Source organism: Azoarcus indigens (genome assembly GCF_004361735.1).
Taxonomy (GTDB): domain Bacteria; phylum Pseudomonadota; class Gammaproteobacteria; order Burkholderiales; family Rhodocyclaceae; genus Azoarcus; species Azoarcus indigens.
Genome location: NZ_SNVV01000001.1, coordinates 186,717 through 202,440 on the forward strand (window position 1 = coordinate 186,717; position 15,724 = coordinate 202,440).

General features: G+C 71.6%; 12 protein-coding genes. 5 read left to right on the forward strand and 7 right to left on the reverse strand.

From position 1 onward, the window contains the following. The first annotated feature begins 250 nt into the window (after positions 1 to 250). The 5 genes from C7389_RS00910 (at position 251) to C7389_RS00930 (ending at position 4,782) form a co-directional block, all read left to right on the forward strand. On the forward strand, positions 251 to 1,459 hold the full coding sequence (locus C7389_RS00910; RefSeq protein ID WP_133587442.1) for a zinc-dependent alcohol dehydrogenase: 1,209 nt from the start codon (positions 251 to 253) through the stop codon (positions 1,457 to 1,459). A gap of 147 nt (positions 1,460 to 1,606) precedes the next feature. Further along, positions 1,607 to 2,011, forward strand: coding sequence for a MerR family transcriptional regulator (locus C7389_RS00915; protein WP_133587444.1), 405 nt, complete (start codon positions 1,607 to 1,609; stop codon positions 2,009 to 2,011). Beyond that, entirely contained in the window at positions 2,008 to 2,430 is a 423-nt protein-coding gene (locus tag C7389_RS00920; protein ID WP_133587446.1) for a carboxymuconolactone decarboxylase family protein, read from the forward strand. The genes C7389_RS00915 and C7389_RS00920 overlap by 4 nt, the downstream gene beginning before the upstream one ends. Before the next feature lie 245 nt (positions 2,431 to 2,675). After that, on the forward strand, positions 2,676 to 4,244 hold the full coding sequence (locus C7389_RS00925) for an FAD-dependent oxidoreductase (RefSeq protein WP_133587448.1): 1,569 nt from the start codon (positions 2,676 to 2,678) through the stop codon (positions 4,242 to 4,244). A gap of 139 nt (positions 4,245 to 4,383) precedes the next feature. Beyond that, complete coding sequence (locus tag C7389_RS00930; protein ID WP_133587450.1) at positions 4,384 to 4,782, forward strand: 4Fe-4S dicluster domain-containing protein; 399 nt, start codon at positions 4,384 to 4,386, stop codon at positions 4,780 to 4,782. Positions 4,783 to 5,010: 228 nt separating this feature from the next. Here the strand turns inward: C7389_RS00930 and C7389_RS00935 are convergent, their stop codons facing one another. The 7 genes from C7389_RS00935 to C7389_RS00965 all read right to left on the reverse strand — a co-directional run bounded on the left by C7389_RS00935 (position 5,011) and on the right by C7389_RS00965 (position 15,720). Beyond that, positions 5,011 to 5,589 carry a malonic semialdehyde reductase gene (locus C7389_RS00935; RefSeq protein WP_133587452.1) on the reverse strand — a complete coding sequence of 193 codons (579 nt, stop codon included), beginning with the start codon at positions 5,587 to 5,589 and terminating at the stop codon, positions 5,011 to 5,013. A 79-nt stretch (positions 5,590 to 5,668) separates the two neighbouring features. After that, positions 5,669 to 6,769: an amidohydrolase family protein gene (locus tag C7389_RS00940; protein ID WP_133587454.1), complete on the reverse strand. Its 1,101-nt coding sequence runs from the start codon at positions 6,767 to 6,769 to the stop codon at positions 5,669 to 5,671. Positions 6,770 to 6,793: 24 nt separating this feature from the next. Further along, positions 6,794 to 7,972: an ABC transporter substrate-binding protein gene (locus C7389_RS00945; RefSeq protein ID WP_162851620.1), complete on the reverse strand. Its 1,179-nt coding sequence runs from the start codon at positions 7,970 to 7,972 to the stop codon at positions 6,794 to 6,796. Next, positions 7,969 to 9,165 (reverse strand): ABC transporter ATP-binding protein, encoded by a 1,197-nt coding sequence (locus C7389_RS25025; protein ID WP_211168553.1) that lies wholly within the window; start codon positions 9,163 to 9,165, stop codon positions 7,969 to 7,971. Before C7389_RS25025 ends, C7389_RS00945 begins: the two co-directional genes overlap by 4 nt. A gap of 54 nt (positions 9,166 to 9,219) precedes the next feature. Beyond that, a complete protein-coding gene (locus C7389_RS00955; protein WP_162851621.1) occupies positions 9,220 to 11,028 on the reverse strand; it encodes an ABC transporter permease in 1,809 nt (602 codons plus the stop codon). A 150-nt stretch (positions 11,029 to 11,178) separates the two neighbouring features. Further along, positions 11,179 to 13,617: a TonB-dependent receptor plug domain-containing protein gene (locus C7389_RS00960; RefSeq protein ID WP_162851622.1), complete on the reverse strand. Its 2,439-nt coding sequence runs from the start codon at positions 13,615 to 13,617 to the stop codon at positions 11,179 to 11,181. Between the two features lie 480 nt (positions 13,618 to 14,097). Next, positions 14,098 to 15,720, reverse strand: coding sequence for an FAD-binding protein (locus C7389_RS00965; RefSeq protein ID WP_133587463.1), 1,623 nt, complete (start codon positions 15,718 to 15,720; stop codon positions 14,098 to 14,100). Positions 15,721 to 15,724: the final 4 nt, after the last annotated feature.

Below are 15,724 nucleotides of genomic sequence, written 5' to 3' on the forward strand. Positions count from 1 at the left end.
CTGTAGTTCTTTCCGCCAGATGTAAATACGGCCAGTGCCCGGCCCTCCCCCCCGTGCCGGATGCGCCGGCGCTGCCGGCGGCGCACAAGCCGCCAACGGCACGTCGCTTGCTGCACTTCTGCCGAGACCGGGCAAGGCCGCTCCCCCTCCTCCCCCTGCTCCTGCTGCCCGGCGCCGGAAGCGCTGCGCTTCCCCTCCCTTTTTTCCCTACGCGAGCGCCCCGGACCATTCCAACTGGAGACCGAAGATCATGAAGGCTGTCGTATTCCACGCCGTCGGCGACATCCGCCTGGAAGACGTCGCGGACCCGGTGATCGAGCAGGACACCGATGCCATCGTCCGCCTCACCACCAGCGCCATCTGCGGCACCGATCTGCATTTCATCCGCGGCACCATGGAAGGCCTGCAGCCGGGCACCATCCTCGGCCACGAGGGCACCGGCGTGGTCGAGGAGATCGGCCCCGGCGTGCGCAACCTCAAGGCCGGCGACCGGGTCGTCATTCCCTCCACCATCGCCTGCGGCTTCTGCGCCTACTGCCGCGCCGGCTACTACGCCCAGTGCGACAACGCCAACCCCAACGGCAAGCAGGCCGGCACCTCCTTCTACGGCGGACCGCAGCAGACCGGCCCCTTCCAGGGCCTGCAAGCGGAAAAGGCCCGCATTCCCTACGCCAGCGTGAACCTGGTGAAAATCCCGGACGCGGTGAGCGACGAGCAGGCCCTGATGCTGTCGGACATCTTCCCCACCGGCTACTTCGGCGCCGACATGGCCGGCATCAAGCCCGGCCACACGGTGGCGGTGTTCGGTTGCGGACCGGTGGGCCAGTTCGTCATCGCCTCCGCCCGGCTGATGCATGCCGGCCGCATCTTCGCGGTGGACGCGGTGCCGGACCGCCTGGAAATGGCCCGCGCCCAGGGCGCCGAGGTCGTGGATTTCGACGCCGAAGACCCGGTGGCCACCCTGCTGGCGCTCACCGGCGGCATCGGGGTGGATTGCGCCATCGACGCGGTGGGTGTGGACGCGGTGCATGCCCACCACGGCCCCGCCGCCGCCGACCCCGCCATTCCGGAGCAGGAAGCGCTGGCCCCCCGGCTCGCCCCCCACGCCCGTCCCGACGACGGCAACTGGCAGCCGGGCGACGCCCCGGCGCAGGCGCTGGACTGGGCAGTGCGGGCGCTGGCGAAGGCCGGCACGCTGTCCATCATTGGCGTCTACCCGCCCACCGACAAGGTCTTCCCCATCGGCGCGGCGATGAACAAGAACCTCACGGTGCGCATGGGCAACTGCAACCACCGCAAGTACATCCCCGAACTGCTGGAGCTGGTGCGCGCCGGCGTGATCGACCCCGAAGCCATCCTTACCCGCCGCGAACCGCTGACCTCGGCCACCGAGGCCTACGCCGCCTTCGACAAGCGCAAACCCGGCTGGATGAAAGTGAAGCTGCAGCCGGACACCTGAACCTCCACCTCCCCCGCCTCCCCGCGCCTCCGCCGCCCGCCGGCGCGGCGGCGCCTTCCACCCGGCAGGAGCGTGCGGTCCCCCCGGCGGATGCGTCCGTGAAAACGGCTTGACTTAGAGCGTGCTCGAACGCCTAGCATGCCTTCCATGGACACCTTCCTCAGCATCGACGAAGTCGCCCGCCGCACCGGGCTCAGCGCGCACACCCTGCGCTACTACGAACGCATCGGCCTGATCGGGCCTGTGGCGCGCGGCAGCGACGGCCGCCGCCGCTACAGCGCCGCCGATCTGGCCTGGATCGGCTTCCTGCTGCGCCTGCGCGGCACCCGCATGCCGGTCGCCAGCATGCAGGCCTTCGCCCGCCTGCGCGTCGCCGGCGACCAGACCGCCGGCGAGCGCCGGCAGATGCTGGAGAAGCACCTGGCGACGGTAGTAGCCGAGATCGCCACCCTGCAGCAATCGGCGGCCGCGCTGGCCGACAAGATCGCCCACTACCGACGGCTGGAAGACACCGGCGCCGCCCCCCAACCAACCTCCCGGAGAAAAGAATGAGCCCCCTCCCCCTGCCCGAGCCCACCCCGGCCGCCGCCCCCGAAGCCGACCGCTACGCCCGCGGCCTCGCCCGCCTGCGCGAAATCGACGGCGACGCCGGCGAACGGGTGGTGGACAGCCTCTCCGCCATCGCCCCGGACTTCGCCCGCTATCTGATCGAATTTCCCTTCGGCGACATCTACTCCCGCCCCGCCCTCGGCCTGCGCGAGCGCGAGATCGCCACCGTGGCCGCGCTCACCGCGCTGGGCAATGCGGCGCCCCAGCTCAAGGTCCACATACAGGCGGCGCTGAACGTCGGCGTGTCACGGGACGAAGTGGTGGAAACCATCATGCAGATGGCGGTCTACGCCGGCTTCCCGGCCGCCCTCAACGGCCTCTCCGCGGCCAGGGAAGTGTTCGCCGCGCCCGCCGCGGGCTGAGCAAGCCGCCGCTGCGCGCCGGCGCCCGGGTGGCCGCATCGCAGCAGCGCTGCTCCGATCCGGTCACTCCGCCCGCCCCGCCGCTGCGGGAGCGATTCCCCCGGCGCCGACGATTTCCCCGCCAGCGCTGGCACTGCCGCCCACCCGCAAACGCCCGGCATACCGGCACAACCTTTGCCTGACACCCCGCTTCCCCATACGGCGCGCCGCTGTCCGCGTGCCGGAAAACGACAGAGAGAAGCGAGATGCGAGACGAAGCGGAATTGCGCCTGCAGGCGGACGTGCTGGTGATAGGCGGCGGGCCGGCCGGAGCGTGGGCGGCATGGAATGCGGCCAGGGCCGGGGCCAGGGTGGTGCTGGCGGAAAAGGGCTACCTCGGCTCCAGCGGCGCCACCGCGCCGGGCGGCACCAACCTGCTCTACCTGCCGCCGGATGCGGCATTGCGTGAAGCGGCGGTGCAGCAGCGCATGGAGGGCGGCGGCCAGCTCTCCGAGGCGCGCTGGATACACCGGGTGCTGGACCAGGTCTACGAAAGCCTGCAGCTGGTGGAAGCCTGGGGCTACCCCTTCCGCCGCGACGAGCACGGCGTGCCGCTGCGCGACCACCTGCAGGGGCCGGAGTACCTGAAGCTGATGCGCAAGGCGGTGCACAGGGCGGGCGTGCGCATCCTCGACCAGTCGCCGGCGCTGGAGCTGCTGGTGGACGAGCACGGCGTGGGCGGCGCCCGTGGCCTCAGCCGACTGGACGGCCGCCGCTGGGAAGTACGCGCCGGCGCGGTGGTGATCGCCACCGGCGGCTGCGCCTTCCTCAGCAAGGGCCTGGGCTGCAACGTGCTCACCGGCGAGGGCCTGCTGATGGCGGCGGAGACCGGCGCCGAGCTCTCCGGCATGGAGTTCAGCCGTGCCTACGCCCCCAGCGCCGCCTTCGGCACCAACACCCGCGGCCGCACGCTGGGCTGGGCGAGCTACTACGATCAGCACGGCAAGGTGCTGCATGCAGGCGGCCCGCGCTCGCGCGACTTCCTCGCCAAGGCACTGCTGCAGGGGCCGGTGTACGCGGTGCTGGACAAGGCCGACACGCCGGAGAAGCGCGCCATCCTGCGGCGGGCGCACGCCATCTTCTTCCTGCCGCTGGAGCGCGCCGGCATCGACCCCTTCACCCAGCCCTTCCCGCTGACGCTGCGCTACGAAGGCACGCTGCGCGGCACCGGCGGCCTGCGCCTGACCAGCGACGACTGCGCCACCAGCGTACCCGGCCTGTACGCCGCCGGCGACGCGGCCACCCGCGAGCGGGTATGCGGCGGCCTCTCCGGCGGCGGCGCCTACAACGCCTCCTGGGCGATCTGCTCCGGCAGCTGGGCCGGCCACGGCGCGGCGCTGCATGCGCTGGACGCACCGCGGGAACGCAGGCTGCGCCCGGCTGGCGGCGCCGGTCTGCGGCCAGTGCAGGGCAGCGCACCGATAGACAGCGCCGCCCTGGTCGCCGCGGTGCAATCCCAGGTGCTGCCGCTGGAGATCAACTACTTCCGCAGCGAAGCCGGCCTGCGCCAGGCGCTGGGCGCGGTGGACGCGCTGTGGCCGGAAGCCGGCGGACTGCCGGACACCCGCACACCGCAGGCAGCGCTGCGCGCCCGCGAGGCAGCGGCGATGGTCGCCGCCTCGCGCTGGATCTTCAACGCCGCGCTGGGGCGCAAGGAAACACGCGCCTCCCACACCCTGGCCGAGTACCCCGAACTGGACCCGGCGCAGCGCCACCGGCTGATCGTCTCCGGGCTGGAGCGCATCGCGCTGCGTACCGAGCCGGTGCCGGCATGAGCTGGCGATCCACCCGCGCCGGTGGCCAAGGCCGTACGGCCGGCCGATCCGCACCGGTACCGCGCCTGTCCGCCCTCGTCCCCCATCGCCTGCGCCAGGCTTCACCCCAGGCCCGGCCCACCTTCCCAGGAAACGCCCGATGATCGAACTCGTCAGCACCTCCCGCTGCACCGAATGCGGACTGTGCGTCCGCGTCTGCCCCACCAACGTCTTCGACGACCACGACGGCCTGCCGGTGATCGCCCGCCAGCACGACTGCCAGACCTGCTACATCTGCGAGGTGTATTGCCCGGTGGATGCGCTCTACGTCGCCCCCTACGGCGATCAGGCGGTGACGGTGGACGAGGATGCCCTGGCCGCCGACGGCACCCTGGGCAGCTGGCGCGCCGCCATAGGCTGGGGGCGCAAGCGCGTCACCCTGGCGGCGCTGGACACCACGCCTTTCATCGACCGCATCCTGCCCTCGCAGCCGGCGCTGCCGGCGGAGGAAATCGCCTTCATCCTGGCTGCGCCGGCCAAGGAGCCGGCAGAGGCTTGAAGTGCCCCGCTGCCCGCAGCCGGACGGCAGGACGATGATTCGCTTCGCGCTGCTGGCGCCAGCCAGGGGACTTTTGCGGCGCACCCAGCCCAGCGCCGGGGCCGGCTTCCCCCGGCGGCCTTTCTTCGCGGAGCACCAATACCGCTCGGCGAGGGGCGCAACACGCCCTCCCCGCGCAAGGGCCGGGGAGAGCGTGTTGCCCCGCCAGGGGCGGCAGGGCCTATCGGCTCACAGCACTTCGACAACCTGCTCGAAACCCAAGCGCTCCGCGCGCGGGGCGGGCGAGCCGGCAAGGCCGTAGCCGAGGTTGGCGATGAGGTTGACCCTGTAGCGGCCGTCCGGGAAGAAGGTCTGGTTCAGCAAGTCCGCGTTGAAGCCGCTCATGGGGCCGACGTCCAGGCCGAGAGCGCGGGCGGCGACGATGAGGTAGGCGGCCTGCAGCGAGCTGTTGCGGAAGGCGGTGGGGTCGACGAGCGCAGGATTGGCCTCGAACAGCTCGCGGATCTTGGGGTTGGCCACATGTTCGAAGAAGCGGCTGTCCTGGGCGACGATGACCGTCACCGGCGCGGCCAGGGTCTTCTCCTTGTTGCCGGCGGACAGGGCTGGCTCCAGCCTGGCCTTGGCCTCGGCGCTGCGCACGAAGACGTAGCGGCCAGGCTGGGCGTTGAAGGCGGTCGGGCCCCATTTCAGCAGTTCGTAGAGCTGCTGCAGGGTTTCGTCGCCCACGGCGGTGGCTTCGAATTTGCCGTAGGTGCGGGCCTGCACGAAGAGCTGGTCGAGTGCGGCCTGGTGGAGGGGAGTGCCCATGGTTTCTCCTGTTGGATGGGTATGGAAACGCGGGGGAAGATCCGGCCTCGCCGGCCGGGTTGGAAAGTCGGGAAGGCGTTCAGGCCACGGCCAGCGCCACGCCGCGGGAAGCCAGCAGCGCGCGGGCGTTGGCGCTGAAGATGCGCTCGCGCTGGGCGGGCTGCAGCGGCGCCCGCAGGATCTGGTCTATCACCGGCCGCACACTGGGCGCCGGCGCGTAGTCGGTGCCGAGGACGATGCGGTCCTCGCCCAGCACCCGCGCCGCCAGCGCGATGGCCTCGGCGCCGCGGCCGGCGGCGCCGGTGTCGAACCACAGCCGGTGGAAGCGGGCGCGCACCTCGTCCGCACCGGCGCCCACGCCCAGGCGCTCGGCGTTGAGCGCCACCTGCTCGGCTACCAGGGCGATGGTGCCGGCGCCGCCCAGCATGGCGATCTGCACGGTGACGTCAGGGTAGGCGTCGAGGAAATCGCTGAAAGCCAGGGTGATGGCGGCGGCGGCGAAGCTCCAGCCGGTGTCCAGCAGCGCGCGGATCTCGGCGTTGTCGCTGTGCAGGTGCAGCGGCGGCTGGCCGGGCACCGAGGGGTGGGCGTAGCCGGTGTGCAGGTAGAGGTGGCTGCGGTTGCGCTGGGCGACCTCGAACAGCGGCCGGAAGCGCTCGGCGCCGGCCAGGCTGGTGAAGCCATTGACCGGCAGCACGCCGCCTATCAACCCCAGCTCGGCATGCGCCCGCGCCAGCTCGCGCGCCGACCAGGCCACGTCCGAGCTGGACAGCGCCGCCACCGCGCTGAAGCGCCGCGGGTGGCGCCGCACCAGCGCGGCGAGGTCATCGTTGTAGGCGGCCCACAGCGGCAGGGTTTCCGCCGCCGGCAGCGCGGCGTCCACGCCCAGCGTGGTCGGCCAGGACAGCAGCTGGTGCGCGATGCCGTGGGTGTCCAGGTGGTCCAGCCGGGCGTCGATGTCGAACCACTGCGGCCCCACCGGGAAGGCCTCGGAGCGGCCGTGCGGCGTGCCGGGGCCGGCGCGGTGCAGGTGGCGGCGGCCATCTTCGCCGCCGACGAAGCGCGGCGCCACGCCACGGGCGCTCAGCAGTTCCACCGCGCGCGGCGAGAACCAATGGCTGTGGAGGTCGATGAGGCCGCGCGGGGCGGCGGGCGGCGATGCGTCTGAAATCGTGCTCATGGGCACAGTCCTCTGGGCGGGGGGTCAGGTCGGCTTGGGGCGGAAGAAGATGTCGCGCAGCATGCCCCGCTGGGCTTCGAGATCGGCCACCAGGGCATCCGGCGGCGGGCTGCGGTGCAGGCGCCCGCGCTCGGCGGCGCTGCCGGGGTAGAAGGGCGGCGGCGGCGCGTCCGGCATGGTGCCGAGCTGGTAGGCCTGCTGCGCCACCGCCGCCTGGCCGCGCGGCGAAAACAGCCAGCTCTTCAGCAGCCGGGCGCTCGCCGGGTGCGGCGCGCCGCCGACCACGCCGAAGCCGAAGGGCACGTTCACCGAGAAGTCGGGCACGAAACGGATGGCCACCGGCGCGCCCAGCGCCCGCTGCCGCACCACCACCGCCAGGTAGCCCCAGGGGTTGAGCGCCAGCCGGCCCTGGCTGACGTAGGTCACGCCGGCATCCGGCCCGGTGAACAGGCCGGCGCGGTGCAGCGCCTGCAAGCGCGGCCGATCCACCACGCCATCGCGCAGCAGGGTGGCGAAGGCGACGTCGGTGGTGCCGACGGCGGTCACCGGCTTGATGTAGGAGAAGCGGCCCTGCCAGGCCGGCGCCAGCAGCTCGTCGAAGCGCTGCGGCAGCGCATCCGCTTCCACCTGCTGGCTGTTGTAGGCGAGGCCGAAGACCTTGGAGAAGGGGTAGTGGGCGCGGTCCGCCTCGTCTCGGTATTCATCCGCCAGCCCTTCGGCGCTGGCCGGGCGCCAGGGTTCGAAGTAGCCGCGGCGGGCGATCAGCGGCAGCACGTTCACCGGCTGCATCAGCAGGTCGCCCATGCGGTTGCCGGCCTGGCGCTCGGCGTCTATGCGCGACATCACCTGGGTGGGCGAGACGTGCATGTAGATCACCCGCAGGCCGGGGAAGTCCGCCTGGAAGGCCAGCCACAGCGGCTCCCATTCGGCATCCACCGCGGCGCCGTAGACCACCACGGTGCGCTGCCCGCCCTGCAGCGCCTCGCGGTACAGGCCGGCGAGTTCGTCGCGGGTAGCGGCGTTGCCGAACAGGGTGGCTTCGGCTGCTTCGGAAGTCTTAGCGCCCTGCCCTGCTCCGCCGCCCCCACCCTCCGCGCCGCAGCCGGCCAGCGCCCAGCCGGCGGCACCGGCGAGGCCGGCGCGCAGCAGGCGGCGGCGGCCGGCATCCGCATGGGCAAGGCCGGGGATGAAGAAGCGCTTCATGCCGCCTCCGCCACCGCGTCCAGCGCCGCGGCCGCTTCCGGCAGGATCACCGCGTCGCCCGGCGCCAGCGTCACATGGGCTTCGTGCCAGCCTGGCGGGTGATGCAGGTCGCCACGGCCATCCCAGGCGGCCAGCGGCAGGCTGGCGAGCAAGCGCTGGCCTTCCACCGTCACCTCCGCCTGGAAGCGCTCGCCCAGGTAGGCGATGGCGCCGGCGCGGGCGGCGAAGGCATTGGCCGCGCCCTGCGCCGCCACGCCGGCTTCCAGCCGCAGGTTGGCGCTGCGGAAGGCGAGCAGGCCGCGCTGGCCCACCGCCAGGGCGGCCGGCGCGCGGCCAACCACCTCGCGGCGCCATCCATCGGGGAGGAAGGAGGCGCGCTCGCCGTCGCGGCGGGTCAAGCGGCCGGGCAGCAGGTTGTCGAAGCCGACGAACTCGGCGACGAAGCGGGTGGCCGGCGACAGGAAGATCTCGGTGGGCGTGCCCAGCTGCTCCAGCCGGCCCAGGCGCATCACCGCCACCCGGTCGGCCAGCGCCAGCGCCTCCGCCTGGTCGTGGGTAACGTAGATGGAGGTGCCGCCGGCCTCCTCGTGCACCCGCCGCAGGTCCTGCCGCAGGCGCTGGCGCAGCTGGGCATCCAGGTTGGACAGCGGCTCGTCGAACAGCAGCAGGCTGGGCCGCGCCACCACCGCCCGCGCCAGCGCCACCCGCTGCTGCTGGCCGCCGGAAAGCTCGGCCGGGCCGCGGCCCTCCAGCCCGTCCAGGCCGACCAGCTCCAGCGCCGCGCCCACCTCGCGCGCCAGCTGCTCGCGCGACAGGCCCTTGCGCCGGTGGCGCAGCGGATAGGCGACGTTGTCGAACACACTCATGTGCGGCCACAGCGCATAGCTCTGGAACACCATGCCGATGGCGCGCTTCTCCGGCGGCACGAACAAGCCCGCCGCCGGATCGGCGACCACGCCGCCGCCCAGCGCGATGCGGCCGGCGGAGGGTTCCTCCAGCCCGGCGATGCAGCGCAGCGTGGTCGTCTTGCCGCAGCCGCTGGGGCCGAGCAGGACGAAGAATTCGCCGTCGCGTATCTCCAGGTCCAGGCCGTCGATGGCGCCGCGCTTGGGCGCGGTGGTGACCCGCTTGCCGGCGGCGAAATACTTGCGCAGGCCCTGCAGGCTCACGCCACTGCCATTGCTTGCTGTCACTTCTCGGATGCTCCTGTGGGAAATCGGGGAATCGGGGTGTTCATCGGCATGGCCTCAGGCGGAAGCCGCCGCCGGGCGGGAAAGCGGCGCGCCGCTGCCGCCGGCAAGCACGCCCAGCAGGCGGCGACGGCGCTGGCTGCGCACCACCACCCAGGCGCGGTAGCCGGCCCAAGCGATGCCCCAGATGGCCGCCTTGGCCAGCAGCAGGATCACCAGCAGCGCCGAGGCGGCGGAAAAGTCGCCGGAGGAATACAGGCTGTACACCACCGAGGAGATCGGGTTCAGCCCCGGCGCGCGCAGCAGCAGCGGCACCTCCAGGTTGCCGGAGACGATGATGGCGGCCATGAACCAGCCAGCGAGGAAGCTGGGCGCGATCAGCCGCAGCACCACGTCGATGGCGGCGCGGAACGGCGAGGCGCCGGCGATGCGGGCGGCCTCCTGCAGTTCCGGCGACAGCTGCGCCACCGAGGCGTTGGCCACCTGGATGGCGAAGGGGGTGACCACCACCACCAGCGCCAGGGTGACCAGCCAGAAGCTGCCGTAGAGCTGCTTCAGCCCCGGCACGCTCACCACCGCCCAGGACACCGCCAGCGCGGTCACCACGCCCGGCATGGCCAGCGGAATCAGGCTGACGAAGCGCAGCAGCGCCGCCCGCCGCGGCGGCAGCGCCCGCGCCAGCAGCGCCACCGACACCGCCAGCGCCATCGCCGCGAAGCCGGACAGCAGCGCCACCGCGAAGGTGGTCTGGATGGCGTCCACCACCCGCGGCAGCGCCAGGATGTTGCGGTAGTGCTGCAGCGAATAGCCTTCGTAGATGCCAGGGAAAGGCTGGAAGGAGGAGAACACCACCGAGCCTGTCGGCAGGATGGCCGCCAGCAGGAGGTAGAGCCCCACCAGCGCCGCCAGCGGCCAGCGCGCGCGGCCCAGGCGGATGCGGCGGCGGCCGCCGCTCTTGCCGGCCACGGTGACGAAGCTGCGGCGCCCCAGCAGGCGCGACTGCAGGATGCACAGCAGCGCCACCACCGCCAGCAGGGCGATGGAAAGCACGCTGGCGCGGGCGTAGTCCGGCGGTGCGGCGCCGTTGATGAAGCTCATGATGCGGGTGGCGACGACGTCGATGTCCTGCGGCCAGCCCAGGATCAGCACCATGTCGAAGGCCTGCAGGCCGGCCACCACGCCGAGCAGGATGGCGCCGGTGATGGCCGGCGTCAGCGTCGGCAGGTCGATGCGGAGGAAGGTGCCGAACTGGCCGACGCCGGAGACCAGCGAGGCGTCGTTGTGGCTGGGATCCAGCGCGCGGAAGGGGCCGATGAGGAAGAGATAGATCACCGAGGCCTTCTTCAGCACCATCACGGTGATCAGGCCGGTCCAGGTCTCGACGTCGAACCAGGCGGCGCCGGCGCCGAACAGGGTCTGCAGCAGCTTGTTGGCCGAGCCGGTGTAGGCGTTGCCCAGCATGGCGTAGCCCAGGGCATAGAACAGCGCCGGGGTGGCGAACATCAGCATCAGGCAGGGGGTGACGCCGCGCCGCAGCGGCAGGTCGGTGCGCTCGGAGAGAAAGGCCAGGCCCGCGGCGATCAGGGTGGCGGCCAGGGTGCTCACCAGCGACAGCACCAGCGAGTTGCCCATCGCCCGGCCGGTACCCGGGCTGTCGAAGGTGCCGGTCCACGCGGCCAGCGTCCACGCCCCGTCGAAGCCGGGCGCGGCGGAACGGAAGGAACCGGCCACCAGCATCAGCACCGGCCACACCAGGATGAAGAACAGCGCCGCATACAGCGCCAGCCGGGCCAGCGGCCAGCGCCGCCGCGGGCGGAAGTTGGAAGGCGGCAGGCGCAGCGCGCCGGCCGGGGTATCTACTGACATGGGTTCCAGCCTTGATGCTGTTCGGATGAATTGCATGTGCGGCCCTTGCCGCCATTGCCGCCATTACGGCCATTACGGCCATTACGGCCCGCCCTCCCCCGCGCGGGAGAGCGGCGGGCCGGGGCCGCAGCGCGGGCGATGCCGCCCGCATCAGAAGATGAAGTTGGCCCCCGCATACACGAAGCGGCCGGACGCCCCGTTCGGTGCGATGAAGGAGTACGGGTTGATGCCGCTGGCGCGGTTGGTGGTGTCGTACTTGTCCGGGTACTTGTTGAACAGGTTCTGCGCGCCCAGCTCCAGCCGCAGGTTGCTGGTGATGCGGTAGCCGAGGTTGAGGTCCACATACCATTCCGGCGAGAAGGTCTGGTCGTGGTTGCCGTTCACCGCGCCGGCGGCGGCGTTGTAGGTGTATTCGCCGTAGCGCGTCACCGTGGTGTCCACCGTCCAGTCGCGGTAGGTGTAGCGGCCGCCCAGCACCAGCTTGTTCTTGGGCACGCCGTCCTCGATGTCGCGCACGCGGTAGTCGTTCACCACCGTCACCGTGGTGCCGTTCACCGTCACCGTGTCCTTCACGTTGCTGGCCTTGGTGCGCAGGAAGCTGAGGCCGAGGCTGAGGTCCAGCACGCCGGCGCCATCGAAGCGCAGCTTCTTGCGGCCGACGAAGTCGATGCCTTTGGTGGTGGTGTCCCAGCCGTTGAAGTAGTAGCTGGCCTGGGTGTAGCCGTTCAGGCCGATGCCGTTGAAGGCGCTGGTGACGCCGGCGCCGCGCAGGGCGTCGGTGATGATCACCTGGTCCTTGATCTTCAGGTAGTAGGCATCCACCGTCAGCGAGGTGGTGGAATCCGGCGTGAACACGAAGCCGAGGGAGACGCTGTCGGACTTTTCCGGGTCCAGCGACTTGGCGCCGAACACCGCCGCCAGCGGATCGTCCGGCCGGAACTGGCGGGTGCGGCCGGGTTCGGCGAGGCCCAGGCCGGTGTTGGTCCAGTTGCTGGTGAAGGCGGTGGTCTGGGTGCCGAGCTGGCCCAGGCTGGGGGCGTGGAAGCCGGTGCTGACGGTGCCGCGGAAGGCCAGCGCCTTGTTCACCTCGTAGCGGCCGGAAACCTTGCCGTTCACCGTATCGCCGAAGTCGGAATAGTCCTCGTAGCGGCCGGTGACGCCGATCTGGAGTTTCTCGGTGATGTCGGTTTCGAAGCCGAGGTAGGCGCCCTTGACGTTGCGGTCCACCGTGCCGCCGTCGATCGGCATCAGGCCGGCGGAGCTGGAGGCGGTCACCGGGATGCCGTTGCTGGAGTTGGAGAGGCCGCCGTTGGTGTAGGAGGCTTCGTCGCCGAAGGAGTCTATGCCCCAGGTTTCGCGCCGCGTCAGCAGGCCGGCGTTGATCAGGATGGGCGCCGGCGCCCAGCTGGGGCTGATGCTGCGCACGTAGTCCGCCGTCACGCTGGTCTGGGTGGAGCGCCAGCCGCCCATGTCGAAGGTGGTCGGGCTGGCCGCGCCCCAGCTCGGGTTGGTGGTGTCCAGGCCCTTGATCCAGGTGACGTTCTCGCCCCAGCTCACGCCGATGTCCAGCTTGCCGGTGGCTTCCTCGCCGAAGCGGTAGCCGAGCACGCCGGCCCAGTCGGTGGAGTAGTAGTTGCGCCGCGGCTGGTAGCCGTTGGGGTAGATGGCGAGGTTGTTGGAGGTGTTGTCGCGGATGAGGTCGCCGGGCAGCCCGGTGCCGATGACGAGGCGCTCCGGGTTCACATAGTTGCCGGTGCGCTTGTCGGCGTAGTTCACCCAGGCGTAGGCGGTGCCATCGCCCAGCTTCAGCTCGGAGTTGGCGAGGAAGCTGAAGTTTTCCCGCGAGGCCTGGCCCCAGTGGCCGTAGTCCTTGTCATAGGTCTGGTTGCGGGCATCGCCTGTGGGGAAGAGCTGACGCCAGTCGTCCTCGGCGCGGTCCACCTGGCCGCTCTTGAGGTAGTCGAAGCTGAGGTTGACGAAGCCGGCGTCCTGGCCGAGCTGGAAGCCCTTCCAGCCATTCACCGCATGGGTTTCGCCGCCGCCGTCGGTGTAGCCGCCGTAGCGCACGTTCACCGCGCCGCCCTCGGCGGCATCGTTCAGCACGATGTTGATGACGCCGGCAATGGCGTCGGAGCCGTACTGGGCGGCGGCGCCATCGCGCAGCACTTCGACGCGGGCGATGGCGCTGATGGGGATGGTGTTCACATCCACCACGTTGTTCGCCGGCCACGGGTCGGTGCCCTGCAGCAGCGCCTGGGTGTGGCGGCGCTTGCCGTTCACCAGCACCAGCGTATAGGCCGGGCTGACGCCGCGCAGCGAGGCGGAGCGGGTGGCCTGGCCCTTCACCGCGTTCTGGCCCTGGGAGAAGTTGAACGAGGGGTGCAGCTTGCTCAGGGCCTGGTTCAGCGTTACCGCGCCGGTTTCTTCCAGCTCGCGGGCGCTGATCACTTCCACCGGGGCCGAGCTCTTCAGCGTGGTCTGGTCCTGGCGGGAGGAGCCCAGCACCACCACCGCATCCAGCCGGGCGGAATCCTCGCCACCGGCCTCGGCCGCCCGCGGCACCTGCTGCGCATGGGCCGCCGGGATCATGGCGCTGCAAAATGCCGCAATCGCGGTCAGCGCAAACTTTTGCATATACATCCTTTGTCTGATTGGTTTTCCTGCCTGCGGAAGCGGCGGACCTCCAGTCCGCCCGCACGCCGGGTGAGGCGCCGCTCTATCCAGATAGTCATAGATACGGGAACGCGGGGAGGCTCTTAGCGGAAACCGTGCCAGGAAATAATCTCTTTTATTTCAGCATGTTGAAGAGACGATACTGAGCCGCGGCCAGCAAAGCTGCTGCCTGCGCAACTGGGCTGCTGGGAATGGGTCAGGCGCTGCCGGCGGGCACCGCCTTGCTGGGTGGAAGCGGCGGCTTGCGGACAGGCGCACCCGCCGGGCGGCGACGCTGAGTACGCACCGCCCCGCTGACGCGTCAGCCGCCCCGGCCGATGTCCCGCTCCGACCCATGCTCCGACCCATGCCCCGACCTATTCCCCGCCCGGCCCATGCCCCGCCCTATTCCCCCGCTCAGGCCGGCAGCGCCTCGCGCCGCGCGATGCGGATTTCATCCACGCCGCTCAGCACCAGGTGATGGCGCTGCGCCGGATCTTCCTCGGGGAAATCGCTGCGCCGGTGCAGGCCACGGCTCTCGGTGCGGGCGAGCGCGGCGCGGTAGATCCAGCGCGCCGAGGCCGCCAGCGCGGCCGCCTCGCGTGCCTTCAGCAGTTCGCGCGGGCCGGCGGCGGACAGCTCCGCGCGGGCCGCGGTCCACAGCGCATCCAGGCGGCCGAGCGAGGCGGTCAGCTGCTTGCCGTCGCGGAAGAAGTTCTTCTCCAGCGGCAGGATCTCCTCCTGCACCCGGGCGATGGTCTCGCGGCCGCCGGGGCCTTTGCCGGCGCCAGTGGCGCCGCCGCCCGGCCGCAGCCCGCAGGCGCCCGCGCCCTTCACCTGCCGCGCATGCGCGCCCTTGCCCAGCGCGCGGGCAAAGGCGGCGGCGCCCTGCCCCGCCCACTCGCCGGAGGCCACGCACCAGGCCACCGCCGGGCCGGCGCCGCTGAGGAAGGCGCCGGTGAGGCGGCAGCGGTCGGTGACGTCGCCGGCGGCGTACAGGCCGGGCACGCCGGTGGCGCAGCCCTCATCCACCAGCAGGCCGCCGGCGGCGCGCACCGTGCCTTCGTAGGTGAGCTTCACCGGCCAGCGCTGGCGGAAGGGATCGACGCCGCGGCGGCTGAAGTACTGGTAGAAGTTGGGGCTCTGGCGGCGGTGGGTGTCGTGCTGCTCCGGCGCCGCCTTGTCCAGCACCACCCAGGCCTTGCCACCGGACAGCAGGGTGCGGGCGACGTTGGGCACCGCGAACCAGGACGGCAGCGGGTCCAGCCGCGCGCCGGCGTCGTCGTAGATGTGGCCGCTGAAGTACATGCCGCCCTTGGTGCAGCTGCCCTCCGCCGGGGTGAGGCCGTAGTGGCCGGAGAACTCCATGCCCTGCAGGCGGGCGCCGGCCTCGGCGCCCATCAGGTAGCCGTCGCCGGTGAGGCCGTTGGTGCCCTGGGCGCCGGAAAGGAAGGCGTTGCCGCCGGTGGCCAGCACCACCGCGCCGGCGCGCACCCGCCAGGCCTCGCCGCTCTTGCGCTGGATGCCGGCGGCGCCGGCCACCGCGCCGTCGGCGGTCTGCAGCAGCTCCAGCGCCGGGCTGTGGTCCAGGATCTTCACCTTGGCCGCCAGCAGCTGGCGGCGCAGGAAGGCCATGCTGTCCGGCCCGGGGAAGGCGCCCAGGCGGGCGCTGGCGAAGCCGGCCGCGCGCAGTTCGGTGAAGCTGCGGTAGCTCTGGTCGTACACCCGCTCCACGTAGCCGAGGTCGTCCAGCCCGCGGGATTCCTGGTGCCGCACGCCGATCACGCCCTCGCGCTGGGCCGGGTCGTCCGGCAGCGCGTAGTAGCCGCCGACGCTGGCGGCGGCGACAACGCCGGCGGTGCCCATCCAGCCCTTCTCCGCCAGCACCACCCGGGCACCGGCGCGGGCCGCGGCCAGCGCCGCCCAGGCACCGGCCAGGCTGCCGCCTATGACCAGCACGTCCGCCTTGTGGTCGATCTCGTAGTCGCCGGCGGCGATGCGGCGGCCGCTGTCCGTCGTCACTTCGGTATAGGTACTCATCGCG